Source organism: Terrimonas pollutisoli (assembly GCF_029360765.1).
Lineage (GTDB): Bacteria > Bacteroidota > Bacteroidia > Chitinophagales > Chitinophagaceae > Terrimonas_B > Terrimonas_B pollutisoli.
The window spans coordinates 644573-666210 of the sequence record NZ_JARKNA010000001.1; the positions used below are offsets into that span (position 1 = coordinate 644573).

At 41.9% G+C, this 21638-nt stretch carries 16 protein-coding genes and 1 pseudogene; 11 read left to right on the plus strand and 6 right to left on the minus strand.

Translation table 11 applies throughout. The features are described 5' to 3' along the window. Positions 1 to 287 precede the first annotated feature (287 nt). From P2W73_RS02555 to P2W73_RS02605, 11 genes are all read left to right on the plus strand, one after another. Complete coding sequence (locus tag P2W73_RS02555; protein ID WP_276500414.1) at positions 288 to 2366, plus strand: PASTA domain-containing penicillin-binding protein; 2079 nt, start codon at positions 288 to 290, stop codon at positions 2364 to 2366. A 45-nt stretch (positions 2367 to 2411) separates the two neighbouring features. Further along, positions 2412 to 3875, plus strand: coding sequence for a UDP-N-acetylmuramoyl-L-alanyl-D-glutamate--2,6-diaminopimelate ligase (locus P2W73_RS02560; RefSeq protein WP_276500729.1), 1464 nt, complete (start codon positions 2412 to 2414; stop codon positions 3873 to 3875). 87 nt (positions 3876 to 3962) lie between these two features. After that, a complete protein-coding gene (gene mraY, locus P2W73_RS02565; RefSeq protein ID WP_276500415.1) occupies positions 3963 to 5240 on the plus strand; it encodes a phospho-N-acetylmuramoyl-pentapeptide-transferase in 1278 nt (425 codons plus the stop codon). Positions 5241 to 5479: 239 nt separating this feature from the next. Then, the gene (gene murD, locus P2W73_RS02570; protein ID WP_276500416.1) at positions 5480 to 6820 is read left to right on the plus strand and encodes a UDP-N-acetylmuramoyl-L-alanine--D-glutamate ligase; all 1341 of its coding nucleotides are present in this window, start codon (positions 5480 to 5482) and stop codon (positions 6818 to 6820) included. 57 nt (positions 6821 to 6877) lie between these two features. Further along, positions 6878 to 8158: an FtsW/RodA/SpoVE family cell cycle protein gene (locus P2W73_RS02575; RefSeq protein WP_276500417.1), complete on the plus strand. Its 1281-nt coding sequence runs from the start codon at positions 6878 to 6880 to the stop codon at positions 8156 to 8158. A 123-nt stretch (positions 8159 to 8281) separates the two neighbouring features. Continuing rightward, positions 8282 to 9421, plus strand: coding sequence for an undecaprenyldiphospho-muramoylpentapeptide beta-N-acetylglucosaminyltransferase (murG, locus tag P2W73_RS02580; protein ID WP_276500418.1), 1140 nt, complete (start codon positions 8282 to 8284; stop codon positions 9419 to 9421). 1 nt (position 9422) lies between these two features. Beyond that, positions 9423 to 10850, plus strand: coding sequence for a UDP-N-acetylmuramate--L-alanine ligase (gene murC / locus P2W73_RS02585; protein ID WP_276500419.1), 1428 nt, complete (start codon positions 9423 to 9425; stop codon positions 10848 to 10850). A 206-nt stretch (positions 10851 to 11056) separates the two neighbouring features. Then, positions 11057 to 12028 (plus strand): cell division protein FtsQ/DivIB, encoded by a 972-nt coding sequence (locus tag P2W73_RS02590; RefSeq protein ID WP_276500420.1) that lies wholly within the window; start codon positions 11057 to 11059, stop codon positions 12026 to 12028. Between the two features lie 443 nt (positions 12029 to 12471). After that, entirely contained in the window at positions 12472 to 13845 is a 1374-nt protein-coding gene (gene ftsA / locus P2W73_RS02595) for a cell division protein FtsA (RefSeq protein WP_276500421.1), read from the plus strand. A 175-nt stretch (positions 13846 to 14020) separates the two neighbouring features. Beyond that, complete coding sequence (ftsZ, locus tag P2W73_RS02600; protein WP_276500422.1) at positions 14021 to 15949, plus strand: cell division protein FtsZ; 1929 nt, start codon at positions 14021 to 14023, stop codon at positions 15947 to 15949. Positions 15950 to 16358: 409 nt separating this feature from the next. Then, on the plus strand, positions 16359 to 16862 hold the full coding sequence (locus tag P2W73_RS02605) for a CHRD domain-containing protein (RefSeq protein WP_276500423.1): 504 nt from the start codon (positions 16359 to 16361) through the stop codon (positions 16860 to 16862). A gap of 115 nt (positions 16863 to 16977) precedes the next feature. On the opposite strand, the pseudogene P2W73_RS26455 reads toward P2W73_RS02605, so the two are convergent. The 6 genes and pseudogenes from P2W73_RS26455 to P2W73_RS02630 form a co-directional block, all read right to left on the minus strand. After that, positions 16978 to 17073 (minus strand): annotated as a pseudogene (locus tag P2W73_RS26455) (hypothetical protein); the annotation flags it as partial. 27 nt (positions 17074 to 17100) lie between these two features. Beyond that, positions 17101 to 17283, minus strand: a complete 183-nt coding sequence (locus P2W73_RS02610) for a type II toxin-antitoxin system RelE/ParE family toxin (RefSeq protein WP_276500424.1) — start codon at positions 17281 to 17283, stop codon at positions 17101 to 17103. Further along, positions 17277 to 17498, minus strand: a complete 222-nt coding sequence (locus P2W73_RS02615; RefSeq protein ID WP_276500425.1) for a hypothetical protein — start codon at positions 17496 to 17498, stop codon at positions 17277 to 17279. Before P2W73_RS02615 ends, P2W73_RS02610 begins: the two co-directional genes overlap by 7 nt. 92 nt (positions 17499 to 17590) lie before the next feature. Beyond that, positions 17591 to 19099: a pyridoxal phosphate-dependent decarboxylase family protein gene (locus P2W73_RS02620; protein WP_276500426.1), complete on the minus strand. Its 1509-nt coding sequence runs from the start codon at positions 19097 to 19099 to the stop codon at positions 17591 to 17593. A 190-nt stretch (positions 19100 to 19289) separates the two neighbouring features. Further along, positions 19290 to 20438, minus strand: a complete 1149-nt coding sequence (locus tag P2W73_RS02625) for an AAA family ATPase (RefSeq protein ID WP_276500427.1) — start codon at positions 20436 to 20438, stop codon at positions 19290 to 19292. 317 nt (positions 20439 to 20755) lie between these two features. Then, complete coding sequence (locus tag P2W73_RS02630) at positions 20756 to 21517, minus strand: hypothetical protein (RefSeq protein ID WP_276500428.1); 762 nt, start codon at positions 21515 to 21517, stop codon at positions 20756 to 20758. Positions 21518 to 21638 lie beyond the last annotated feature (121 nt).

The following is a 21638-nucleotide window of genomic DNA, read 5'->3' on the forward strand; positions in this document are numbered from 1 at the left end:
TGCTTTTCGGAGAATTCGAAAGAAATCGGGGTCTTCGAAAATGTTGATTAGAGATATGAAGATGATGTGGTGGATATGAAGTTTGGGTTTGCGGTGTAGCACCGTCCCTTCTCTTTCGGAGAAGGGAGAGAGGGATGAGGCCGTGAACAGAATGATGAAGAGTGCGACGCAACAGACGATGATAGTAGCACTGAAGCTGGTAACAAAAAGAATAACAATAACAATCGCAGCAGAAATTGGAAGTAAGGCGTGACATATTATGGCGTGTTTATCTATGCTTTATCGGCATGGTGCTTTTATGTGTGCTGATCCTTGGGAAAGCATTCTATATACAGCGTTTCCAGGGTGAGCACTGGCGGAACATGAGTGATAGTATGCACCAGCGCATTGTTGAATTAGATGCCGACAGGGGAACAATTTACAGCGAGGATGGCCAGATGCTGAGTACCTCTTTGCCTGAATTTGATATCTATCTTGATTTCCAGGCCGATGGTTTGCGTGATAAGAATGGGAAGGTGTTTAGAGAAAACGTAGACTCATTTGCCATAGCCATGGCAAAATATTTTGGTGATAAAACCACGGCACAGTATAAAAAAGAATTGCAGGAAGGGTATAGAAAAAAAAGCCGCTATTATTTGCTGAAGAAGAAATTGTCGTTTGAAGAATATAAAAACTTCCGCCAGTTTCCATTGGTAAAATTGGGAAGAAATAAAAGCGGTGTAATTGTAGAAGAAAACAGCAAACGGTTATCGCCATTTGGATTACTGGCTAACAGGACCATCGGCCTTTCCCGTGAACATATTGCGAGCAATGGCAAAGTGAAAAAGCAAAATGTAGGTCTTGAAAAAAGTTATGATACGTTGCTGACTGGTCAAAAAGGCCAGCGGCTGGTAAGATATGCTTCGGGCGGAGCTATCCCGGTGGAAGGTTTCCAAATAGAACCTGAAAACGGGAAAGATATTTTCACTACACTGGATGTGAACATACAGGACATAGCAGAAAATGCTTTGTTGAAACAAATGGAAACAAGCGAATCGTTGTATGGCACCTGTATAGTGATGGAAACAAAAACCGGTAAGATAAAAGCGATTGCCAATCTTGGCCGCAGGCCGGATGGAGCTTATTGGGAGGATGATAACTATGCGCTACGGGTGACAGAACCGGGATCCACGATTAAGTTGGTGACATTATTAGCAGTGCTGGAAAAAGGTTCTTCAAAATTGAATGACCTGGTAGAAGTTGGCAGCGCTGGTCAAATGGTAGTGGGCCCGCGGAATGTAAATGATGCAGAACGTCAGCCAAAATCTGTACAGACAGTAAAGGAATGCTTTGCACATAGCTCAAATGTCGGGATGAGTAAGGTGGCATATAAAGCGTTTGCCCAAAACCCAAAAGAGTTTGGCGATTACCTGCACAAGTATCACATGGATGTTCGTTCACCCATCGATCTTTCAAATATTCCAAAGCCACAGCTGGCACCATTGGATAAAAATAAAGGCGGGGTGATGAATATGATCACGATGAGTTTTGGTTATGCTGCCCAGGTCAGCCCAATGCATACCCTTACCTTATATAATGCTATCGCCAATAATGGTAAAATGATGAAACCTTATTTGGTCAATAGCATTCAGCAGGATGGCATCGTGATAAAACAATTTGAACCGACTGTGCTGGAAGAAAGTATTGCACGGCCAGAAGTAATACAAGCGGCGAAAGAAAGTATGGAAGCGGTGGTTACCGAAGGTACCGGCAGAGTTGCTTTTAAAGACATGCCTTTTGCCGTGGCAGGGAAAACCGGAACTGCACACGTTGCAGATGGCAATATAAAATATAGTGCAGGTGTATACCAGGCATCATTTGTAGGCTACTTTCCGGCAAATGATCCCCAGTTTACCTGTATAGTGGTAATCAGATCCAAACCATACGCAGCATTGCACTATGGTGGGACGTTGGCAGGCCCGGTATTTAAAGAAGTGGCTACAAAATTGTATGCGATGTATGTAGAGAAAAAAGCATCGCATATGTATGCCGCGAAAAAAGATAGTAGCGGTTATTTCTATGCCGGTAATAATGCAGATATAAAAAATGTTTTCAAAACATTGAATATCGGGTACCGGGATTCGGCAACGCAGGGTGATTGGAGTAATGTGTTTGCAGTGGATTACCAGCCGGTAGTAAAAACAAGTGTGATCAGGAAACAGGTGATGCCCAATGTGAAGGGAATGGGATTGAAAGATGCATTGTACCTGTTGGAAAATATGGGAGTAAAAGTTTCGGTGAAAGGAAAAGGTAAAGTGACGAATCAATCGGTTGTGGCAGGAAGTGCCCTGTCAAAGGGAATGACTGTGGTTTTGGACTTGAGCTGATTAAAAGTTTGAAGTTAAAGGTTTAAAAGTTTTAAAAAGTTGACCGTGTTATTGCAGGATGTGTTATATAAAGTTTCGATCAGGTCTGTTGCGGGGAGTACTGCGATAACGGTAGATAATGTGCAGGTTGATTCAAGAAAAGTAAAACAAGGATCATTATTTATAGCGGTAAAAGGATCAGGAGCGGATGGTCACCAGTTCATTGACAAGGCAATAGAAAACGGTGCAGTAGCAGTGCTGTGTGAAACGTTGCCTTCTTCATTGAAAGAAGGTATTGTATATGTGCAGGCGGAAAACAGTGCGATGGCAGCCGGGTGGGTAGCAAATAATTTTTTTGGCCAGCCATCCGAAAAGCTAAAAGTGATTGGTGTCACCGGCACCAACGGTAAGACGACAATTGCCACCCTGTTGTTCAAGCTCTTTTCAGGATTGGGTTATAAATGCGGGTTGCTTAGCACAGTTGAAAATCACATTGGCGATAGAATCGTGCCGGCAACGCATACAACCCCGGATGCTATCAGTTTGAATCAACTACTGAGGCAGATGGCAGATGAGGGATGTTCACATGTTTTCATGGAAGTCAGTTCACATGCAGTGCACCAGCATCGCATTACGGGTTTAAATTTTGCCGGCGGAGTTTTTAGCAATATCACGCATGATCACCTGGATTACCATAAGACATTTGATGAATACATCCGGGTTAAAAAATCTTTTTTTGATTCGCTGCCTTCATCCGCATTTGCGATCAGTAATGCAGACGACAAAAGAGGAATTGTGATGTTGCAAAATACAAATGCCCGAAAGTATTTGTACAGTTTGAAGACGCTGACTGATTTTAAAGGAAAGATCATTGAAAATAGTTTGACCGGGCTGGTGATGACGGTAAATGACCAGGAAGTTCACTTCAGGTTGATCGGTGAGTTTAATGCCTACAATTTACTCGCCACCTATGCGGTGGCAATATGCCTGGGTGAAGAGAAACAGGAAGTGTTGAGATGCCTGAGCCTGTTAACCGGCGCTGAGGGAAGATTCGATTATATGGTATCACCTAAAGAAAGGATAATTGCTATCGTTGACTATGCTCATACTCCCGATGCTTTGTTGAATGTGCTGGCAACGATTAAGAAGTTAAAAAAGGGATATGAGCAGGTGATAACGGTAGTGGGTTGCGGTGGCGATAGGGATAAAACCAAACGGCCTATTATGGGTGAAGCGGCCTGCGAGCATAGTGACCGGGTGATTTTCACCAGTGATAATCCAAGAAGTGAGGACCCGGCGCAAATCATCAGGGACATGGAAGAAGGGTTGCCGGCAGCTGCAAAAAGAAAGTATATCTCGATTGTGGATAGACGGGAGGCAATTAAAACGGCGATCAGTTTAGCGAAGCAGGAGGATATCGTTTTGATTGCAGGCAAGGGACATGAGAAATACCAGGAAATAAAAGGTGTGAAGAATCACTTTGATGATAAAGAAGTAGTGAGAGAAGTTTTTGAAATACTAGATAAATAGCAGGAAGTTAAAAAGTTCACAAGTCAAATTGGTATTACCAATACTTGTAAACTAGTAAACGGATAAACTTATAAACCAGAGCAACGCATGTTGTACCATTTATTTGATTGGCTAAGGGAACAGGGAGTAAAATTTCCGGGCAGTGAGCTTTACAGGTTCATTACTTTCCGGGTTTTACTGGCCGTATTGCTTTCCTTATTCATCACCATGGTATATGGTAAGAAACTAATCCGTTTTTTACAAAGGAAGCAGATAGGTGAAAGTGTAAGGGACCTGGGACTTGCAGGAGAACAAACAAAGAAAGGAACGCCAACCATGGGCGGCATCATTATTATCCTTGCGATATTGATACCAACGCTTTTACTGGCAAGATTAGATACTGTGTATATCGTCCTGATGTTGGTAGCTACCGTGTGGTTGGGAATAATTGGTTTTGTGGATGATTATTTAAAACTGCGGGCCAAAAAAATTGCTCAGCAGCAAGGTATAGCCTATAAGAAAGGGGATAAGGATGGTTTGGCGGGATGGTTTAAAATATTGGGGCAGGTTGGTTTGGGAGTTACAGTAGGCGCAGTTCTTTATTTTAATAGTGATGTCACAATCTGGCGGGAGTACCAGGGCACTCCCCCGCCTGGTGATACAACAGTAAAAACAAGGCAGGTAAATAATCGGACAAAACATTTTGTGGAAACGAAAGAACCGATTACCACTATCCCTTTTGTAAAAAATCATGAATTTAATTACACGAAATTATTGCCGGAAGCAATAAGAAAATATTCATGGGCATTGTACATTTTGGTAGTGATATTCATCATCACTGCTGTTTCCAACGGTTCGAATATTACCGATGGCCTTGATGGATTAGCGACGGGGACATCGGCATTGATCGGTGTTTTGTTGGGAATTTTTGCGTACGCAAGCGGTAACTTCTTTTTCGCCGACTATCTCAATATCATGTATATACCGGGATTAGGAGAATTGTCCATATTTATCGCTGCGATGATAGGGGCTTGTATAGGATTTCTTTGGTACAACTCTTATCCGGCGCAGGTATTCATGGGTGATACGGGTAGCCTGACCCTGGGTGGAATCATTGCAGCGCTGGCTATCATCGTTCACAAGGAATTGTTGATACCGATTTTCTGCGGAGTGTTCTTGGTAGAAAATATAAGTGTGATACTGCAGGTCAGTTATTTCAAATACACAAAGAAAAAATTTGGTGAGGGAAGAAGGATCTTTTTAATGAGCCCTTTACATCATCATTATCAAAAGAAGGGATATCATGAGGCGAAGATTGTGACGAGGTTTTGGATTGTGACGGTGCTATGTGTGGTGTTGAGCATTGTAACATTGAAATTAAGGTAAAAACAAGGATATAGTTTTTAGGAACGGATTTTTTGAAAAACCACGCCAGCTGCTATCGAACCCCTTTGAAGATTGTACTCTGATGTGAAGTAATTGTGAGACTATTGCAAAGTTGATACTTGTGAAGAACCATTTTTTCCTAACCGCTGAGAAACTAACATAAGTTGAATCATGTGCTGTTGCAACAGGCAGCACCAAAAATGGATGAAGGCTGAGATTGAAGCCGGATCAAGTGACCTATGAGCAAACACATCATCATATTGGGTGGAGGTGAAAGCGGTGTTGGTGCCGCCATCCTTGCGAAGCAAATGGGATATGATGTATTCGTTTCAGACCAAAGTTCTTTGAAGGATAATTATCGTAACGATTTGGTACAGGCAGGTATTGAATTTGAAGAAGGGCAACAGGATGAGGCACGAATTCTTTCGGCGGATGAAGTAATGAAAAGCCCGGGCATTCCTGAAAAAAATGAGTTGGTTAAAAAAATCAGGGCCAGGGGTATTGAGATCATCAGTGAAATTGAATTGGCCTACCGCTTCAAGGGCGAAAGCAAGATTATAGCCATTACCGGCAGCAATGGGAAAACAACCACTACTGCTTTGACCTACCATATCTGTAAGAAAGCGGGATTGGATTGCGCCCTTGTAGGAAACATTGGTTATTCTTTTGCCCGCCAGGTTGCTGAAGATCCGAAGCCACTATACGTAGCAGAGATCAGCAGCTTTCAACTGGACGATATTAAAACGTTCAGACCTGATATCGCCATTCTCACAAATATTACCGAAGATCACCTGGACCGTTACGATTACAAATTTGAAAATTATATCCGGAGCAAATTTCGCATCGCTATGAACCAGCAGCCAAATGATCATTTCATTTATTGCGCCGATGACGAAGTCACGATGAAATATATTAATGAGCAAAACATTCACTCAAACCAACTGCCAATCAGTATGAAAACAGAACTATCAAAAGGAGCATTTATTAAAGACGGGGACATGTACGTAAGAACGGGAGAAGAATTTACCAGTATGAGTGTATATGATTTTGCCCTGAAAGGAAAACACAATCAATACAACACGATGGCGGCTTGCGTAGCAGGAGCGACGATGGATATCCGCAAAGAAAAAATCAGGGAAGCGGTGCAGGACTTCCAGGGATTGGAACATCGGATGGAGCCTGTGGCAACGATCCGTGGTGTTGAGTTTATCAATGACAGCAAGGCGACCAACGTGAATTCTACCTGGTATGCATTGGAGAGCATGACGAAGCCAACGATCTTAATTCTAGGTGGAGTGGATAAGGGAAATGATTATTCATTAATTGAAGAGTTGGTAAAAGAAAAAGTAAAGGCGATCATTTGCCTGGGAGTTGACAACCGGAAAATTCACGAGGCTTTTGGAAATATCGTGAGCACTATTGTGAATACAGATAATGCCATAGATGCTGTGCAGGCTTCTTTTCATTTTTCGGCTAAAGGTGATGTGGTGTTGTTAAGCCCGGCCTGCGCCAGTTTTGATTTGTTTAAAAATTATGAGGATCGGGGAAACCAGTTTAAGAAAGCGGTGAAAGAGTTGTAACCCCCATCCCCTAAAGGGGTGAAAAGAAATCGTGAAATATCTATTCGGAATAACGAAATGAACTATACATCAAACATAGAACAAAATTCAATCCCCCCCTTTAAGGGATGGGGGCAAAATTTTACTCACAAAACCAAAGGTGATAAAGTGATTTGGGCTTTAGTGGTGTTACTGGCATTGGTGTCTTTATTAGCGGTGTATAGTGCTACTGGCTCGCTGGCCTATAAAAATTATAAAGGCAATACTGAAGTTTATTTATTTAAACAGATCGCTTTTATCATCATTGGCATATTGGTTGTATACTTTGCGCATCTTGTGAATTATACGTTGTATTCAAGAGTTGCCACCATCATGTTTTTGCTGATTATTCCTTTACTAATATATACGTTGTTTTTTGGAGTTAGAATGAATGAAGGAAGCCGGTGGATAAGATTGCCGCTGATCAATATGACGATGCAAACTTCTGATTTAGCCAAGTTGGCTTTGTTCATGTACCTGGCACGACTGTTAAGTAAGAAGCAGGATGTGATCAAGGATTTTAAAAAAGGGTTTTTGCCGGTCATGATACCTATCGGAATCATTTGCTTGCTGATTGCCCCTGCTAATTTATCAACGGCTTTGTTGTTAGGAGCCAGTTGTATGATGCTGTTGTTTATTGGCCGGGCAAGAGCAAAACATTTATTACTGGTGATTGGAATAGCCATGGTTCCCATCTTGTTCCTCATCATTGCAGCAGTTGCCAATCATAAATCAAAAAATGAAGAGACAGTTGCAGTGGCAAAATCTTCGTCAGGTTTATTTGGCCGGGTAGAAACATGGATTGGTCGTGTTGAAAACTTCATCTACGGAGGGAAGGAAGCTGATAATGATGAAATGTACCAGGTGAACCAGGCAAAGATTGCTATTGCACAAGGAGGAATTTTGGGTGTGGGACCCGGCAATAGTACAACAAGAGATTACCTGCCGCAGGCGTATAATGATTTCATCTTTGCGATCATTATTGAAGAGTATGGTTTTGTTGGCGGCGTGTTCATTGTGTTTGTCTACCTGGTCTTTCTATACAGGTGTATAAGAATTTTTAAACGTTGTCCCTATGCGTTTGGAGCGTTCCTGGCTTTGGGGCTAAGTTTTACATTGGCCATACAGGCCATAGCCAATATGGCTGTAACGGTAAATCTTTTCCCGGTAACAGGTGTAACACTGCCATTGGTAAGTATGGGTGGATCAAGTTTCATTTTCACCTGCCTTGCCATTGGAATTATTTTAAGCGTGGCGAGGAACGTGGAGCAGTTAGAGGGAAAATCCACAAACCTTCCGCCGGCTGGCGGAGAGGCTTAAAAAGAAAACCCTCCCGACCTCCCTAAAGGGAGGCTTTAGGGAGACTCTGATTAGAATGAAGTTCAAGAGTGATGGGTGAGAGTATTGAAAGGTGTAAGAAAGTTTTTTTATAAGTTAACTAAAATGAGTGAACGATATAGCGATAGTGAGGCATCTGGCCCCCCCTTTAGGGGGCGGGGGGGGCGAATTATCATAGCGGGTGGCGGAACTGGCGGACATATTTTTCCGGCGATTGCAATTGCCAATGCGTTGAAAAATATCGATGCGAACATTGAGATCCTGTTTGTTGGGGCAAAGGGAAAAATGGAAATGGAAAAAGTGCCACAAGCAGGATACAAGATAGAAGGGCTGGATATAGCAGGATTCAACCGTAGTTCTTTGATAAAAAATATCGGCTTGCCATTTAAATTGGTAAAGAGCTTTTTCCAGGTAAGAAAAATTGTGAATCAATTTAAGCCGGATGCGGCTATTGGAGTCGGCGGTTATTCCAGTTTTCCTGTACTACGCTATGCACAGGCAAAAGGAATACCCACATTTATTCATGAATCCAACTCCTTTGCTGGTAAGTCAAATATGTTATTGGGGAAAAAAGCTACAAAAGTGTTTACCGGTACAGAAGGAATGGAAAAATTTTTTCCAGCCGACAAGATCATGGTGACAGGTAATCCCGTGAGAAGTACGATTGCGCAAACAGCAATAACGAGGGCAGAAGGGATTAAATTCTTTTCGCTGGATGAAAATAAAAAAACGGTGCTTGTTGTCGGCGGCAGTCTTGGAGCAAAATCGATCAATGAAGCTATCGGGAAAAGTATAGATGAACTAATAAACGCCGGGTTGCAACTAATCTGGCAAACCGGAAAACCTTATGCTGCGAAAGCCAAAGAGCATACAGCAGGAAAATCATCTGTTTGGGTAAATGAGTTTATTACACAAATGGAATATGCGTATGCTGCAGCTGATATAGTGGTGGCCCGTGCGGGTGCCATGACAGTAGCTGAATTATGTGTTGTTAAAAAGCCCGTTTTATTCGTACCCTACCCATTTGCGGCCGAAGATCACCAAACAGTGAATGCAAAACAATTGGTGAATAAAAACGCCGCTTTGATGATCAAAGATGATGAGGCACCCGACAAACTGGTGCCAATGACGATCCAGCTGGCAAAAGATGAAACTCGTCAGCTGGAAATGAAAAAAAATATTTCTGCACTGGCTATTAGTGACGCAGACAAACGAATAGCCGAAGAAATATTGAAATTGGCTTAGAATGAAAAAAGATTCAGATACTGTCCTTATGAACACTCCCTTTCCAGGAAGTGACGAAATCCGTGAAGTCTATTTTATCGGTATTGGAGGGATTGGTATGAGTGCTATTGCCAGGTTCTTTCATTCAAAAGGAGTAAAAGTGAGTGGTTATGATAAAACACCCACCAGGCTGACAAAGGAATTAGAGGCAAGTGGTATCGCTATTCACTACGAGGAGAATATTGAGAAGATACCGAAAGAGGCGCAACTGGTAGTGTATACACCGGCCGTACCAAAGGACCATAAGGAGCTGCTGTTTTACCAGCAGCAGGGAAGCAAAGTGGTGAAGCGAAGTGATGTACTGCAAATGATATCTGAAAGTTCTTTTAATATCTGCATTGCCGGCACCCATGGAAAAACGACAATCACTACCATGGTTGCTCATTTGTTGCGGGACAGCGGTTTTGGATGCAACGCATTTTTAGGAGGGATATCGGTAAACTACGGGACAAACTTTTGGAGCGATCCAAAAAATGTTTGTGTGATTGAAGCAGATGAATACGATAGAAGTTTTTTGAAATTAAGCCCGGATATAGCGATCATTTCAGCAATGGATGCAGATCATCTCGATATATATGGAACGGCCGAGTCAGTCGAGCAGGCTTTTATCGATTTCAGCAGAAGAGTGAAACCCGGTGGCTTGCTGATCCGGCAATTTGGTTTGAAACGCGGAAAGGAATTGGGTGGGGACAGACAGTTGACCTATAGTTTACAAAATGATGCGGCCGATGTGTATGCTGCGAATATCAGGATGATGAATGGCAGCTACGAGTTTGATGTAATAATGAAGGATAAGATGCTGGACAATGTAGTGTTGAATATGGGCGGCATGCATAATGTGGAGAATGTAATTGCGGCGATTACAGCAGCCAGTTCTTTGGGAATAGAAAATGAAAAGATAAAAGCAGCAGTTGCTTCCTTCAGGGGTGTAAAGCGCAGGTTTGAATATATCATCAAGACGAATGAATTGGTTTATGTAGACGATTATGCTCATCACCCCGAAGAGTTAAGGGCATTGATCACTGGTGCGAAAACATTGTTTAAAGGGAAAAAAAGCACCATCATTTTTCAACCGCACTTGTACACAAGAACCAGAGACTTTGCGGATGGGTTTGCAGAAGTGCTGAGTATGGCCGATGAGGTGATCCTGTTACCGATTTATCCTGCAAGGGAATTGCCGATAGAAGGGATAACGAGTGAATTGCTATTGGAAAAAATAGCGAACCTTAAAAAATCTGTCAAAACAAAAGATGAAGTGATGGAATGGATAAAAAATGATTATAAAAAAAACATCGATAAGGAGTCGGGCAATCTTTTGATAACCGCAGGAGCAGGCGATATAGATACGCTGGTGGAAAAAATAAGAGCTAGTCTGAACCAGGATTTGTAAGATGTATGAGATTATTGGGAAAGTGTGTCGCAGAAGGCGATAAGAAGGATTTAACAATTGAAATGAGCTCCGTAGGGGCGACATATAGGTGGAAGAAAGGACAATAATTACCAGTAAGCTCCGGTAGGTGCGACATATTGGTAGAAAGAATTAAAGAACGAGCTGAGCTCCGTAGGAACGACATATAAAATAGAGAGATAGTAAAAGTGAATACAAAAAAAGCGATACGGAAAATTTTATTTGTAGCCATGTGGATGGTGATTGGCAGCGGGATGCTGGTATTGCTGATCGCCGCCATGGGTAAGCAGAAAAAGAATACCTGCAAGGATTATGTGGTGGCGATAAAAGGCAACCAGGAAGAAAATTTCTTCCTGGATAAAACGGAGATCGTCAAATTGCTGAAAGTGGCTGCTAAAGGAAATATTAAAGGGCAATCCAAGGAGTCGTTCAACCTGCTGGAAATGGAGAGCTTGCTGGAAGATAATGTCTGGATAAAGGATGCACAGCTTTACTTCGATAATAAAGATGTGCTGCACGTTTCTGTTACGGAAAGAGAACCAGTAGCAAGAATATTTACCGGCAGCGGTAAAACATTTTATATCGATGCGGATGAAAAAGGAATTCCCTTGTCAGAGAACGTAAGTACAAAGCTGCCCGTGTTTACTAATGTGCCGGATAAAAAGGACAGGACAAAGAAAGATAGCTTATTGATTCATGATATAAGAACTACAGCGCAATTTATCAACAGTAATCCTTTCTGGAAATCACAGGTAGCACAGGTTGACCTCGTGCAGTCGGATGCGGATGGTTCCTGGCAATTTGAAATGGTGCCTGTAGTAGGTAATCATATTGTAAAACTGGGTGATGGTGAGAATATCGATCAAAAATTCAACCGGCTTTTTATTTTTTATAAGGAGATACTAAGCAGGACTGGATTTGATAAATACAAAACCATTGACGTTCGTTTTGCAGGCCAGGTGATCGGAGGAAAAAGCGAAAATCCTAAAGTGGACTCAGTACAGTTGCGCAAAAATGTAGAGGAACTGCTGCAACAGATAAAGAAGATAGAGGAGGAAAATGAAACTCCCAAACCCCCTAAAGGGGGCTTAGCCGGGGCACAACCCCTGCTTGTCGAAAACACTGATAGTAACCGGGCTCTTCGAAATAATGACTACTAAGCTCACATGTCCTTTCCATCCTTTGACAGGGTCAGGGGAGAGGACAGAGCAAGGCCATCGCTTTTCGAGGATGCTCAATATATAATAATGCATTTCGAAAAGGGTGAGTAGCGGGCTTCCTCCCGATCCCGCTGTGGCGGGACAGCTCTTTTCCCAACGAGGAGTCCATCTGAACACAGCCCTGGCTTTTCGAAGAGGTTGACAAAAAAAGAACTCTTCGAAAATGTTGAATAGAGAGATAATGATGATCCCGAAGAATCGGGACAAGTTGTGGTAGTGATGAAGTTTGGATTAGTAATGCAGCACCATCCCTTCTCTTTGGGAGAAGGGATGAGAGGGATAAGGCTGAATGATAAACGGAACGCAAACAGGCGATGCCCAAAGAAAAGAACGTTGGAAAAATAAAAGCTCTTTCGATAAAAACAACAACTAAAAACAACATTATGAACCACGAACAACCCATTATTGTAGGTCTTGACATTGGGACAACCAAGATCGCAGTGATTGCCGGGCGAAAGAACGAGTTCGGCAAACTGGAGATACTTGGATTTGGTAAGTCCAACTCCAATGGTGTAAAGCACGGCCAGGTGCTGAACATCGATGAAACGATCAAAGCTATACGAACTGCTTTGGACAACTGTTTTGCTTCGAACCCCAATTTGGAAATTAATGATGTGTATGTTGGTATTGCCGGCCATCATATCAAAAGTTTGCAAACCCGCGGCGATATTGTTCGCCAGGCAAACGACGAAGAAATTTCTCAGCGGGAGATCGACCAACTGATCAGCGATCAATACAAAACTTATATACCTGCCGGCGACCAGATCATTGATGTGATCCCGCAGGAGTTTACTGTGGATAATTTTCAAAATATTCCTAACCCAATTGGCTACGGTGGCGTGAAAGTTGGAGCCAACTTCCACATCATCACGGGTGATAAAAATGCAATTCGTAATATCAATCGCAGTGTTGAAAAATCAGGCTTGCATACAAAAGATTTGGTGTTACAGCCATTAGCTTCTTCTTCAGCCGTAATGGCACAGGAGGATTTAGAAGCCGGTGTAGCCATCGTTGATATTGGTGGTGGTACTACTGACCTCGCTGTATTTTATGAAGGTATTTTGAAACATACTGCAGTTATCCCTTTTGCCGGTGAAAATATTACCAACGATATCAAGACAGGTTTGGGTGTGCTGAAAACCCAGGCCGAACAAATGAAAGTGCAGTTTGGTAGCGCCTTGGCGAATGAGGCTAAGGGCAATGCCTACATCACTATTCCTGGTTTAAGGGGTATGCCCGCTAAAGAGATCAGTGTAAAAAGTCTGGCCAACATTATACAGGCAAGAATGAGTGAGATCATGGATTTTGTTACTTATCATCTGAAACAGGTGGGGCTCGATAGTAAAGCTTTGAATGGTGGTGTAGTGCTAACCGGTGGCGGTTCTCAACTAAAACACCTGATTCAACTTACCGAATATGCTACTGGTTTACCGGCAAGAATCGGTTTTCCGAATGAGCATTTAGCAGCCGGGCATATAGAAGAGTTGGCGAAACCAACTTATTCAACTTGCATCGGGCTTATATTAAAAGGTTATGATGACTATGAGCACAACAGGAAAAAATTTGAAAAGGAATATAAGAAGGTAGATGTGCCTGAGACTTTGAAAAAGGCCATCGAAAAAGAAGAGGAAGAAATTGAAATTGAAGAAGTGAGTGCGGAGAAAGTAAAACAAAGAAAAGGTTTGAACAATTTCTGGGGCAAATTCAAGGACGGCATCATTGATCTTTTCAAAGAAGAAGAAGATAAGCACTTATAATAAACAAGCCCTAGGTTCCGGGCAGGGAATTTAGGGTTTAGCTCTTTCAATACTAAACTAAAAAACTGCAATGAAACAGTAATGGATCGTTGCAACTACTAACCCATTTATTCAGAGTCTTCGCAAGTCTCCCCTATCGGGGGAGATTTAGAGGGGGGCCTTAAACCAGTTAATTATGATACATTTTGATTTGCCAAAAGAAAAATCATCTATCATCAAAGTGATAGGTGTTGGCGGCGGCGGTGGTAATGCGGTAAACCATATGTTCAGCCAGGACATTGAAGGTGTCAACTTCATTATTTGTAATACAGATGCGCAGGCATTGACCAATAGTGGCATTCCCAACAGGATCCAACTCGGTCCGCACCTGACACAAGGGTTAGGTGCCGGCGCCAATCCTGAGATCGGCCGCCAGGCAACAGAAGAATCACTGGAAGAAATAAAGCGCATACTTGAAGTAAATACCAAAATGGCCTTTATCACTGCCGGCATGGGTGGTGGTACAGGTACGGGTGGTGCACCTATCATTGCGAAGATCTGTAAGGACCTGGGCATACTGACAGTAGGTATTGTTACAACGCCTTTTGCATACGAAGGAAGAAAAAGACAATTGCAGGCCGAAGAAGGTATAAAAATTCTAAAAGGATACGTAGACACACTGCTGGTGATCAGCAATGATAAATTGCGTCATCAGTTTGGCAACTTAAAAATGCGGGATGCATTTGCCAAAGCAGATAATGTATTGGCAACTGCTGCAAAGTGTATCACTGATGTCATCAACAGCACGGGCCAGATCAATGTGGACTTTGCGGATGTATGTACCGTGATGCGCAATGGTGGTGTGGCCATCCTTGGAAGTTCAGCTGTTGCCGGCGAAGGCCGTGCATACAGGGCTATTGAAGAAGCATTGAATTCACCGTTGCTGAATGATAACGAGATCAGCGGTGCGAAGTGGATACTTATCAATATCAATTCTGCGGAAGGAGAACATGAGTTCACTATGGATGAAGTAGAGATCATTCAAAACCATTTGGTATCGCAAGCTGGTGAAGGTACCGATGTGATCATGGGATTGGGATATGATAATTCATTGGGTGATCAATTGGGCATCACATTAATCGCTACCGGTTTTCAGCACAAAGATCCTTTTACAAAACAGGCACCAAAGAAGGTGGAAGTAAAGAAAGAAGAAAAAATTGTAATGACACTGGGTGAGGTCACTAAAAAAGCCCCAGTAGCAGAAGAAAAGAAAGAACAAACAAAAGAAGATTTGCTGGCTCCTAAGCTGATTGATGACTTTCATTTGCAGGATGCACCGATGCCCGGTGTAAATGATGCGATTGAAATGGAGTACATCAAAGAAGAAGAGCCGGTTGTGCTGTGGCAATTGAAGATCGAAGAAAAAATACCAGGTAAAAACACGGTGGAAGAAGGTAAAAATACTGTTGGCAAAATGTTAACCCCGGAGAAAAAAGAAGATATATATTCGATCTCAGAACGCACTCCAGTATCCCTCAGCGAACCGACCTTATCCACCAATTCATCAAAAGAACAAGAACGTAAAGATAGTACGAGTACTAGTACAAACAGCCCGATGCCTGCAGCTTCGGGAGGTTACCAACTGGCCAGACCTTCCAATATCTACGCAGAATCAAAAGCAGAGGCCAATGCCTCAATGCCTGCGGTTGAGAAGCCAGTCTCCTCCCATGCTGCCGCAAAACCAGGTGACGAACTACCTGATATGCAAATGCAGCTGGTGGAAAAAGACATTCCAGCGGCGGATATGCCGTTAGCCCACCATACTCACACACCTTTGTATCCTGAGGCTGAGGATTCGCCGATGGCGAACGAAGCCGAAGAACAAAAACGTAGGGCTGCTGAAAGGCTGCACAAGTTGCGCAACTTGTCGTTCAATGTCAATTCAGCTGACCCAAATAATGAGTTTGAAACAGTGCCGGCCTATATCCGCCGCAATATGGAATTGTACAACAGCAGTTCCCAGATTGAAAGCTTTTATAGCAACTACGAGGTCAAGTCCGACCAAAATAACCAGGCACATATCAGCACCATTAATACTTTTTTAGACGGTAAAAAACCCGACTGATAAATCTTTCGGCACATCAACCCTATTGGAAGCTGAGTCGAAGGACGTTCCCAATAAGGCCAATAAAGTGGCTGAGTTTTTAGTTGTTCCCCCGGTGTTTGCATCGGGGGTTTTTCTGTCACCCTGAGCCTGCCGAAGGGTGATCTTCACGAAGGATGAGTTTAACGTGTTAGGAGTTTATCAAAAAAATATTTATATAGCCAGCAACAGTGCTACTAGCATCGTTCGTAGCACTCTTCATCGTTCTGTTCATTATTCAACAAATACATTATCAACAGGCAACCTGTTAAAGATTTCCGCCGTTTCATAGAAATCCGTTCGTGACGACCTTCCTGGATGGGTTTCACCAGCCATTCTTTTCCTCCCTTGACAACAGGTAATCAATTTCTCAACATTTAAAATTTGAGCTATGCCAAAAAGAAACTTTACACTTTCGCTGTTGGGCCTTTTCCTTTTGTTTTTTTCCTGCAGCAAAAAAGAAATTCAGATTGAAAGCTGTGCCGTGCCCGAAAAAAAGGCGGTGGTTGCAGAAGCCAACAGGAACGGAGGTGGCCCTTATGTGCTGAACATGGTAATCCAGCTTTCCGGTGAAAATGAAGTACCTGCTGTTAATACGCCTGCCAAAGGACTTGCACACCTGAGGGTAAGCGCCGACAAAAAATTGTATTCAAAAGTGATCGTTCAGAATCTTGCGGAAGGGGATGCACTTCGGTTTGCACATGTACATGCAGGTGCAACAGGTGTCAACGGACCGGTCCGGATTTTCCTGTGCCATACAGCGGATGATTTCGGCCAAAATATTGTTACCGATCTTACAGATGAAGAATATAATTTCCTGCTGAATGATCCTGCTTATGTCAATGCTCATTCAAATTTTAGCCCTCCCGGTTTGATAAGAGGGCAAATACGTTAAACTAAATGGGATCCCCATCAATCACTTTATTGCGACGGAGTCTGAAAAGGGACTCCGTTTTTATTTTGGAAATTTCCTTCAGAGACAGTATTCTCCTTCAAGAAGAGATTCTCTTTCAATAATCTTTAGGTTCCATGCTGGTATGACGGACTCTTAACACTCTGATAGCGTTATTCGTAAAGCGGTATGCGATCCGGTAATGATGTTTCTCAAAAGCCCGATAGCTGCCATCATTATTTTACTTGTATTTATCAGCGGCATAAAACTCTGGATTTGAAATGGCTTTATTAACTGCGATAACAATATCTTCCAGCACTTTTGCAGCATTTTGAAAAGAATCCTTGCTGATATGATCGTATGCCTTTTTCATGTGCTGCTGTGAACGTTTTGTCCATACTACCTCATATTTTCTTTCTACCATTGCCGGATAAGCTTTAGCATTTCCTCGGAACTGATATAGTTTCCTGCCTGGAATTCGGCTTCGGCTTCTTCCAGTTCATGGTTATATTGCTCCCTGGTAATTCTTTCGGAGGATTGAACGAAAGATTTAATTACGTTCAGAAGAGATTCCTTTTGAGCCGGCGTTAACAACGACCAGTATTTACTCAACTCTATATCCAGTGGAGAAGCTGGCATAATTCATAGTTTATACAAATTTACTTTTTTCAAAGAACTATTTTAAATGTGGTTGAGGCAGCGAAATAGCATGATTATTTGGAATTTGAAACTTAACCCTTCAACTCCTTCTCCGCCTCTTGTCCATATCTTACAATGATCTTTGGAATGCCTTTTATATCTTCCAAGGAAGTGCGAAAGTTAACAATACAACTTCGCAAAAGATATTTTCCATCCAGCATGGCATTGCTGACAAACAACTCGCCATTTTTTTGAAGATTGTTGAGTAAAGCGGTATTTAACCGGGTTAGCCATTCTTCCTTTTCTTGTTCATTTGATGGCGCATTGTCGGGTGTGTACCGAAAAGTGGTAATGCTTAAGTCATCGGTGTATACTTCAATATTTTTCTGTTTTTTCAATTCATTGAACAATTGTTTTGACAATGCAATATCGTCACGTATCATTTCGGTGATGCCATTCCTTCCTGCCTGTTGCATGACCATCCAAACTTTAAGGGCACGAAATCCTCTTGAGTTTTGCGGGCCGAATTCATAAAAGTTAACCGGCGTTTCATCGCCCACTTTATCAAACTGGTAGTAGGCGGGATGAAATGAAAATGCATCAGCCAGCAGATTGGGATCACGAACCAGGGTGCAGCCGGCTTCCAGCGGACAATACAACCATTTATGCGGGTCAATGGCAATGGAATCGGCATCTTTTAGTCCTTCAAACATTTCCTGCAATTCCGGCAACGCTGCAGCCAGGCCGCCATAAGCACCATCGACATGAAACCAGGTGTTATGTTTTTTACAAATGGCCGCAATGCCAGCTAACGGATCTGTCGTGCCAAAACCAACACTACCCGCTGTGCCTACAACGGCTAATGGAATAAATCCGGCGGCTTTGTCTTCCTGTATTTGTTTATCCAGCGCTTGCACATCCATACGTTGTGAGTCATCCATCGCTATCCAGCGGATAGCCTGTAATCCCAGGCCGAACAGGTCAGCTGTTTTATGCAGCCAGGTATGCACCTGTTGTGTAGCGTATAGCGTAAATTTTAATCCTTTTTCCGTCAATCCTTCTTCACGGATATTCCACTGTGCCATATTTTTCCGTGCTGCCCAAATGGCGACGATATTGGCCATGTTGCCGCCGCTCACCAGCACACCACCACAGCCTTTTTGATAACCTATCAGTTCCGATAACCAGCGGATACATTGTAATTCTATTTCCGTGGCGACTGGCGACAAAATAAAAGCGCCGCAGTTGGGATTGGTTAGCGAAGCGATAAAATCAGCCATAGCGCCGAGTGGTGCGGGAGAGGAGGTGATATAGCCAAGGAATTTTGGGTGACCGTTAAACAACGAATGATCAGTGAGTAAAGAAGTCGCTTGTTGAGCAAGAGTAGCCGCATCACTTCCATTTTCCGGTAAATGATTGTCGGCACCCATCGATTTTCTGACTTCCGAAGGTGTCAAACCTTTGGTGACTTTTTTACCGGGTAATTGTTCTAAAAAATCAGCAAGCTGATCGATCAATGCATGGCCAATAGTTCTGAATTCTTCCGCAGGCATATTTATTATTGCCTGGCGATTGACTGTGGTAACAGGTAAGGTTTGCATATAAAAAAATTGGAGGTAGAAGATACTGAATAGTATGCAAACGGGGAGAGGAACGGATTAGCTGCTTTAACGTATGTGATCGCCAAAGGCGATAAAAAAGAACTTCGAAACCAGAGGTTTCGAAGAGCGGAATAGCTGCAAGCAGTAAATATGTCTGACTTTGTTTTCTTTTGTTGCTTCTATAAAATGTTTATATGAAATAGGATTGGTTAAAAAATTGCTTTTTAAACCATAATTCAAATGCCGGGTCAACAAATTCAAACTGACCATTTACTTCATGTATTAAATCATTATTTATCAATAAAATTTTGTTTTTACTTACATTTCGGGGAGTACCCAATTGATGGGTTTGCATTACCGCCGCACTGGTAAACCGGGTTTCGTTTTTTGCTACAGCTTTCAATAAATTTAGTTGCGTAGTGCTTATCGTTTCTATTTCTTTTTGATACAAAGGGCTGTTTGCATTGATTAATTCTTTTAGGGCGGTTTCAATTTCAGAAGCTCCCGCTTTTTTTTGCGTTAGGTTCCATGTATAATGAGCCATTTGTTGAACATACCACGAATGATTTTTCATTAATAAAGGGATTTTTGAAGCTTCGGTTTTATCTATTTGTTTGCCACTTACCGCAAAGCTTTCGCAGATAAATGTCACCCATTTTTTCATTTCAATTTTTTGCAGCAACATGATATCTCCAAAACGATAAAATGGCTTCGATGGGTTATTGAAAATATCTGTCATCATGTGACGTTTGCTTCCAAACAGACAATAGGTAACTGATTTCTGCCGTTGCCAGGCTGCACGCATTTTTTTCTCGAAGTCCGGGTAATCAGTAAATGAAGAGAGGTTTTGAAATTCATCCAGGCAAACAATCATTTTAATGCCTTTGTTTTGTGCGATTGTTTCGGGAAGATTCAGTACTTCGTCACTATTTTTCTTTAGTTCCTTCCAATCAAAACTCAGACTGAAATCAGTGGCTGGATCCATCCCCAAGCTCAATTTTGGCAGCAGCTTTTTAAAAAAATCCTTTCCGCTTGTCATCCATTCCTGCCATCTAGAAGAGGAGGCTTTTATTACTTCACGGGCAAAGCTCTCTAGAAATTCCTGTTCGTTGCTTACTGAAAAAAGATCGATAATGACTGTTTTTGTTTTTTTCTCTTTTTTTTTGATGTCATTGATGACCTTTTCCACCAATGATGATTTGCCCCAACGTCTTGGAGAAATAATCATCGTGTTGATGCCGCTTACCAGGTTGCTGCGAAGTTTTGCAGCTTCAACTTCCCGGTTGGTAAACGAATGGGTGCTAACCGTGCTGCCATAAATAAAAGGGGAATCTTTCATAAAAACTAATTATCCCATCCGGTATTATACCAAATGGTATTATACTCAAAGGTATAAAAACTGGAAATTAGAGAAAAGATATTTTATAAATTCGGGAAGCTTGGAATTTTAGCCTGGCAACAACCTTGCGTAGTATATCGCCTGGCGGTTGTTGGTGGCAACAGGTAAGGTTTGCATATAAAAAAATTGGAGGTAGAAGTTACTGAATAGTATGCAAACGGGGAGAGGGTGGATCAACTACTTTGCCGGATGTAATCGCCAAAGGGCGATAAAAAAGAACTTCGAAACCGGAAGTTTCGAAGAGCAGGGGGTGGCAGTTATTTTTTGTCATCATGTTCTGAAAAATGATTTCCCTCTCCAAGCCACTCTCTTTTTAGCCCTGTTGTTTCTATAAATTTCTTTTGTTCGTTTTCTGTTGCATAATCAATTACAAATTGTTGTCCACCGTCATCATAATATGTGTAATGTCCTTTGGTTTTAAATTCTGTTGGTAAATATGAGAAACGCTGAAAAAATGAATCATCTATGTAGCCAACTTTAGATAATTTCCATTTTTTAATTGCTCCGTTAACTTTGAAATCTATCCATTCGTAGTTGTTTTCGTCAACTCTTAATGAAATGTCAGTATAATTCAATTCTCCCTTTGTTATTGTTCCCATGCGTTTCATAAAAGTTATATACTCACTGCTTGGGTCAATAAATTCAATGTCGTACCAAACACAATTGTCCGTGTAATGAACTGGATGACCAGAATGTCTCCAACCTAAATAATAGTACAACAGTTGAAATGGCGATTTTCTGAACTCTGCTTCAAGGTCGGTGCCAGGTAAATAATTACCCTTCATGTTTTTAAATATTATTTCTTTGGTAATTCCTGAATTTAATTGATAACCCAAAGTGTTGAATATTTTCAACTGTTGGTCAAAAGAAAGAGTGTCAGCCGAGATTGTCAGCTCTGTTTTGTTAGAATTATTTTCGGGGTTTTCTTCCTTTTTGATTTTGTCAAAATGTTTCTTAAACAGTCCAAATAGTCCCATAAATAGAATTGTTACAAAACTCGCTATTTTTATTGTTGTCATTCTTTAAGGTCGCTTTGTCATAATTGCACCGCACCCATAAATTTATACCGTTGAAACCACCCGGTCAGGAAAAATGGACATTGATTTTTAGAAAATGTAGCATTCTCCATTCAATTTTTAT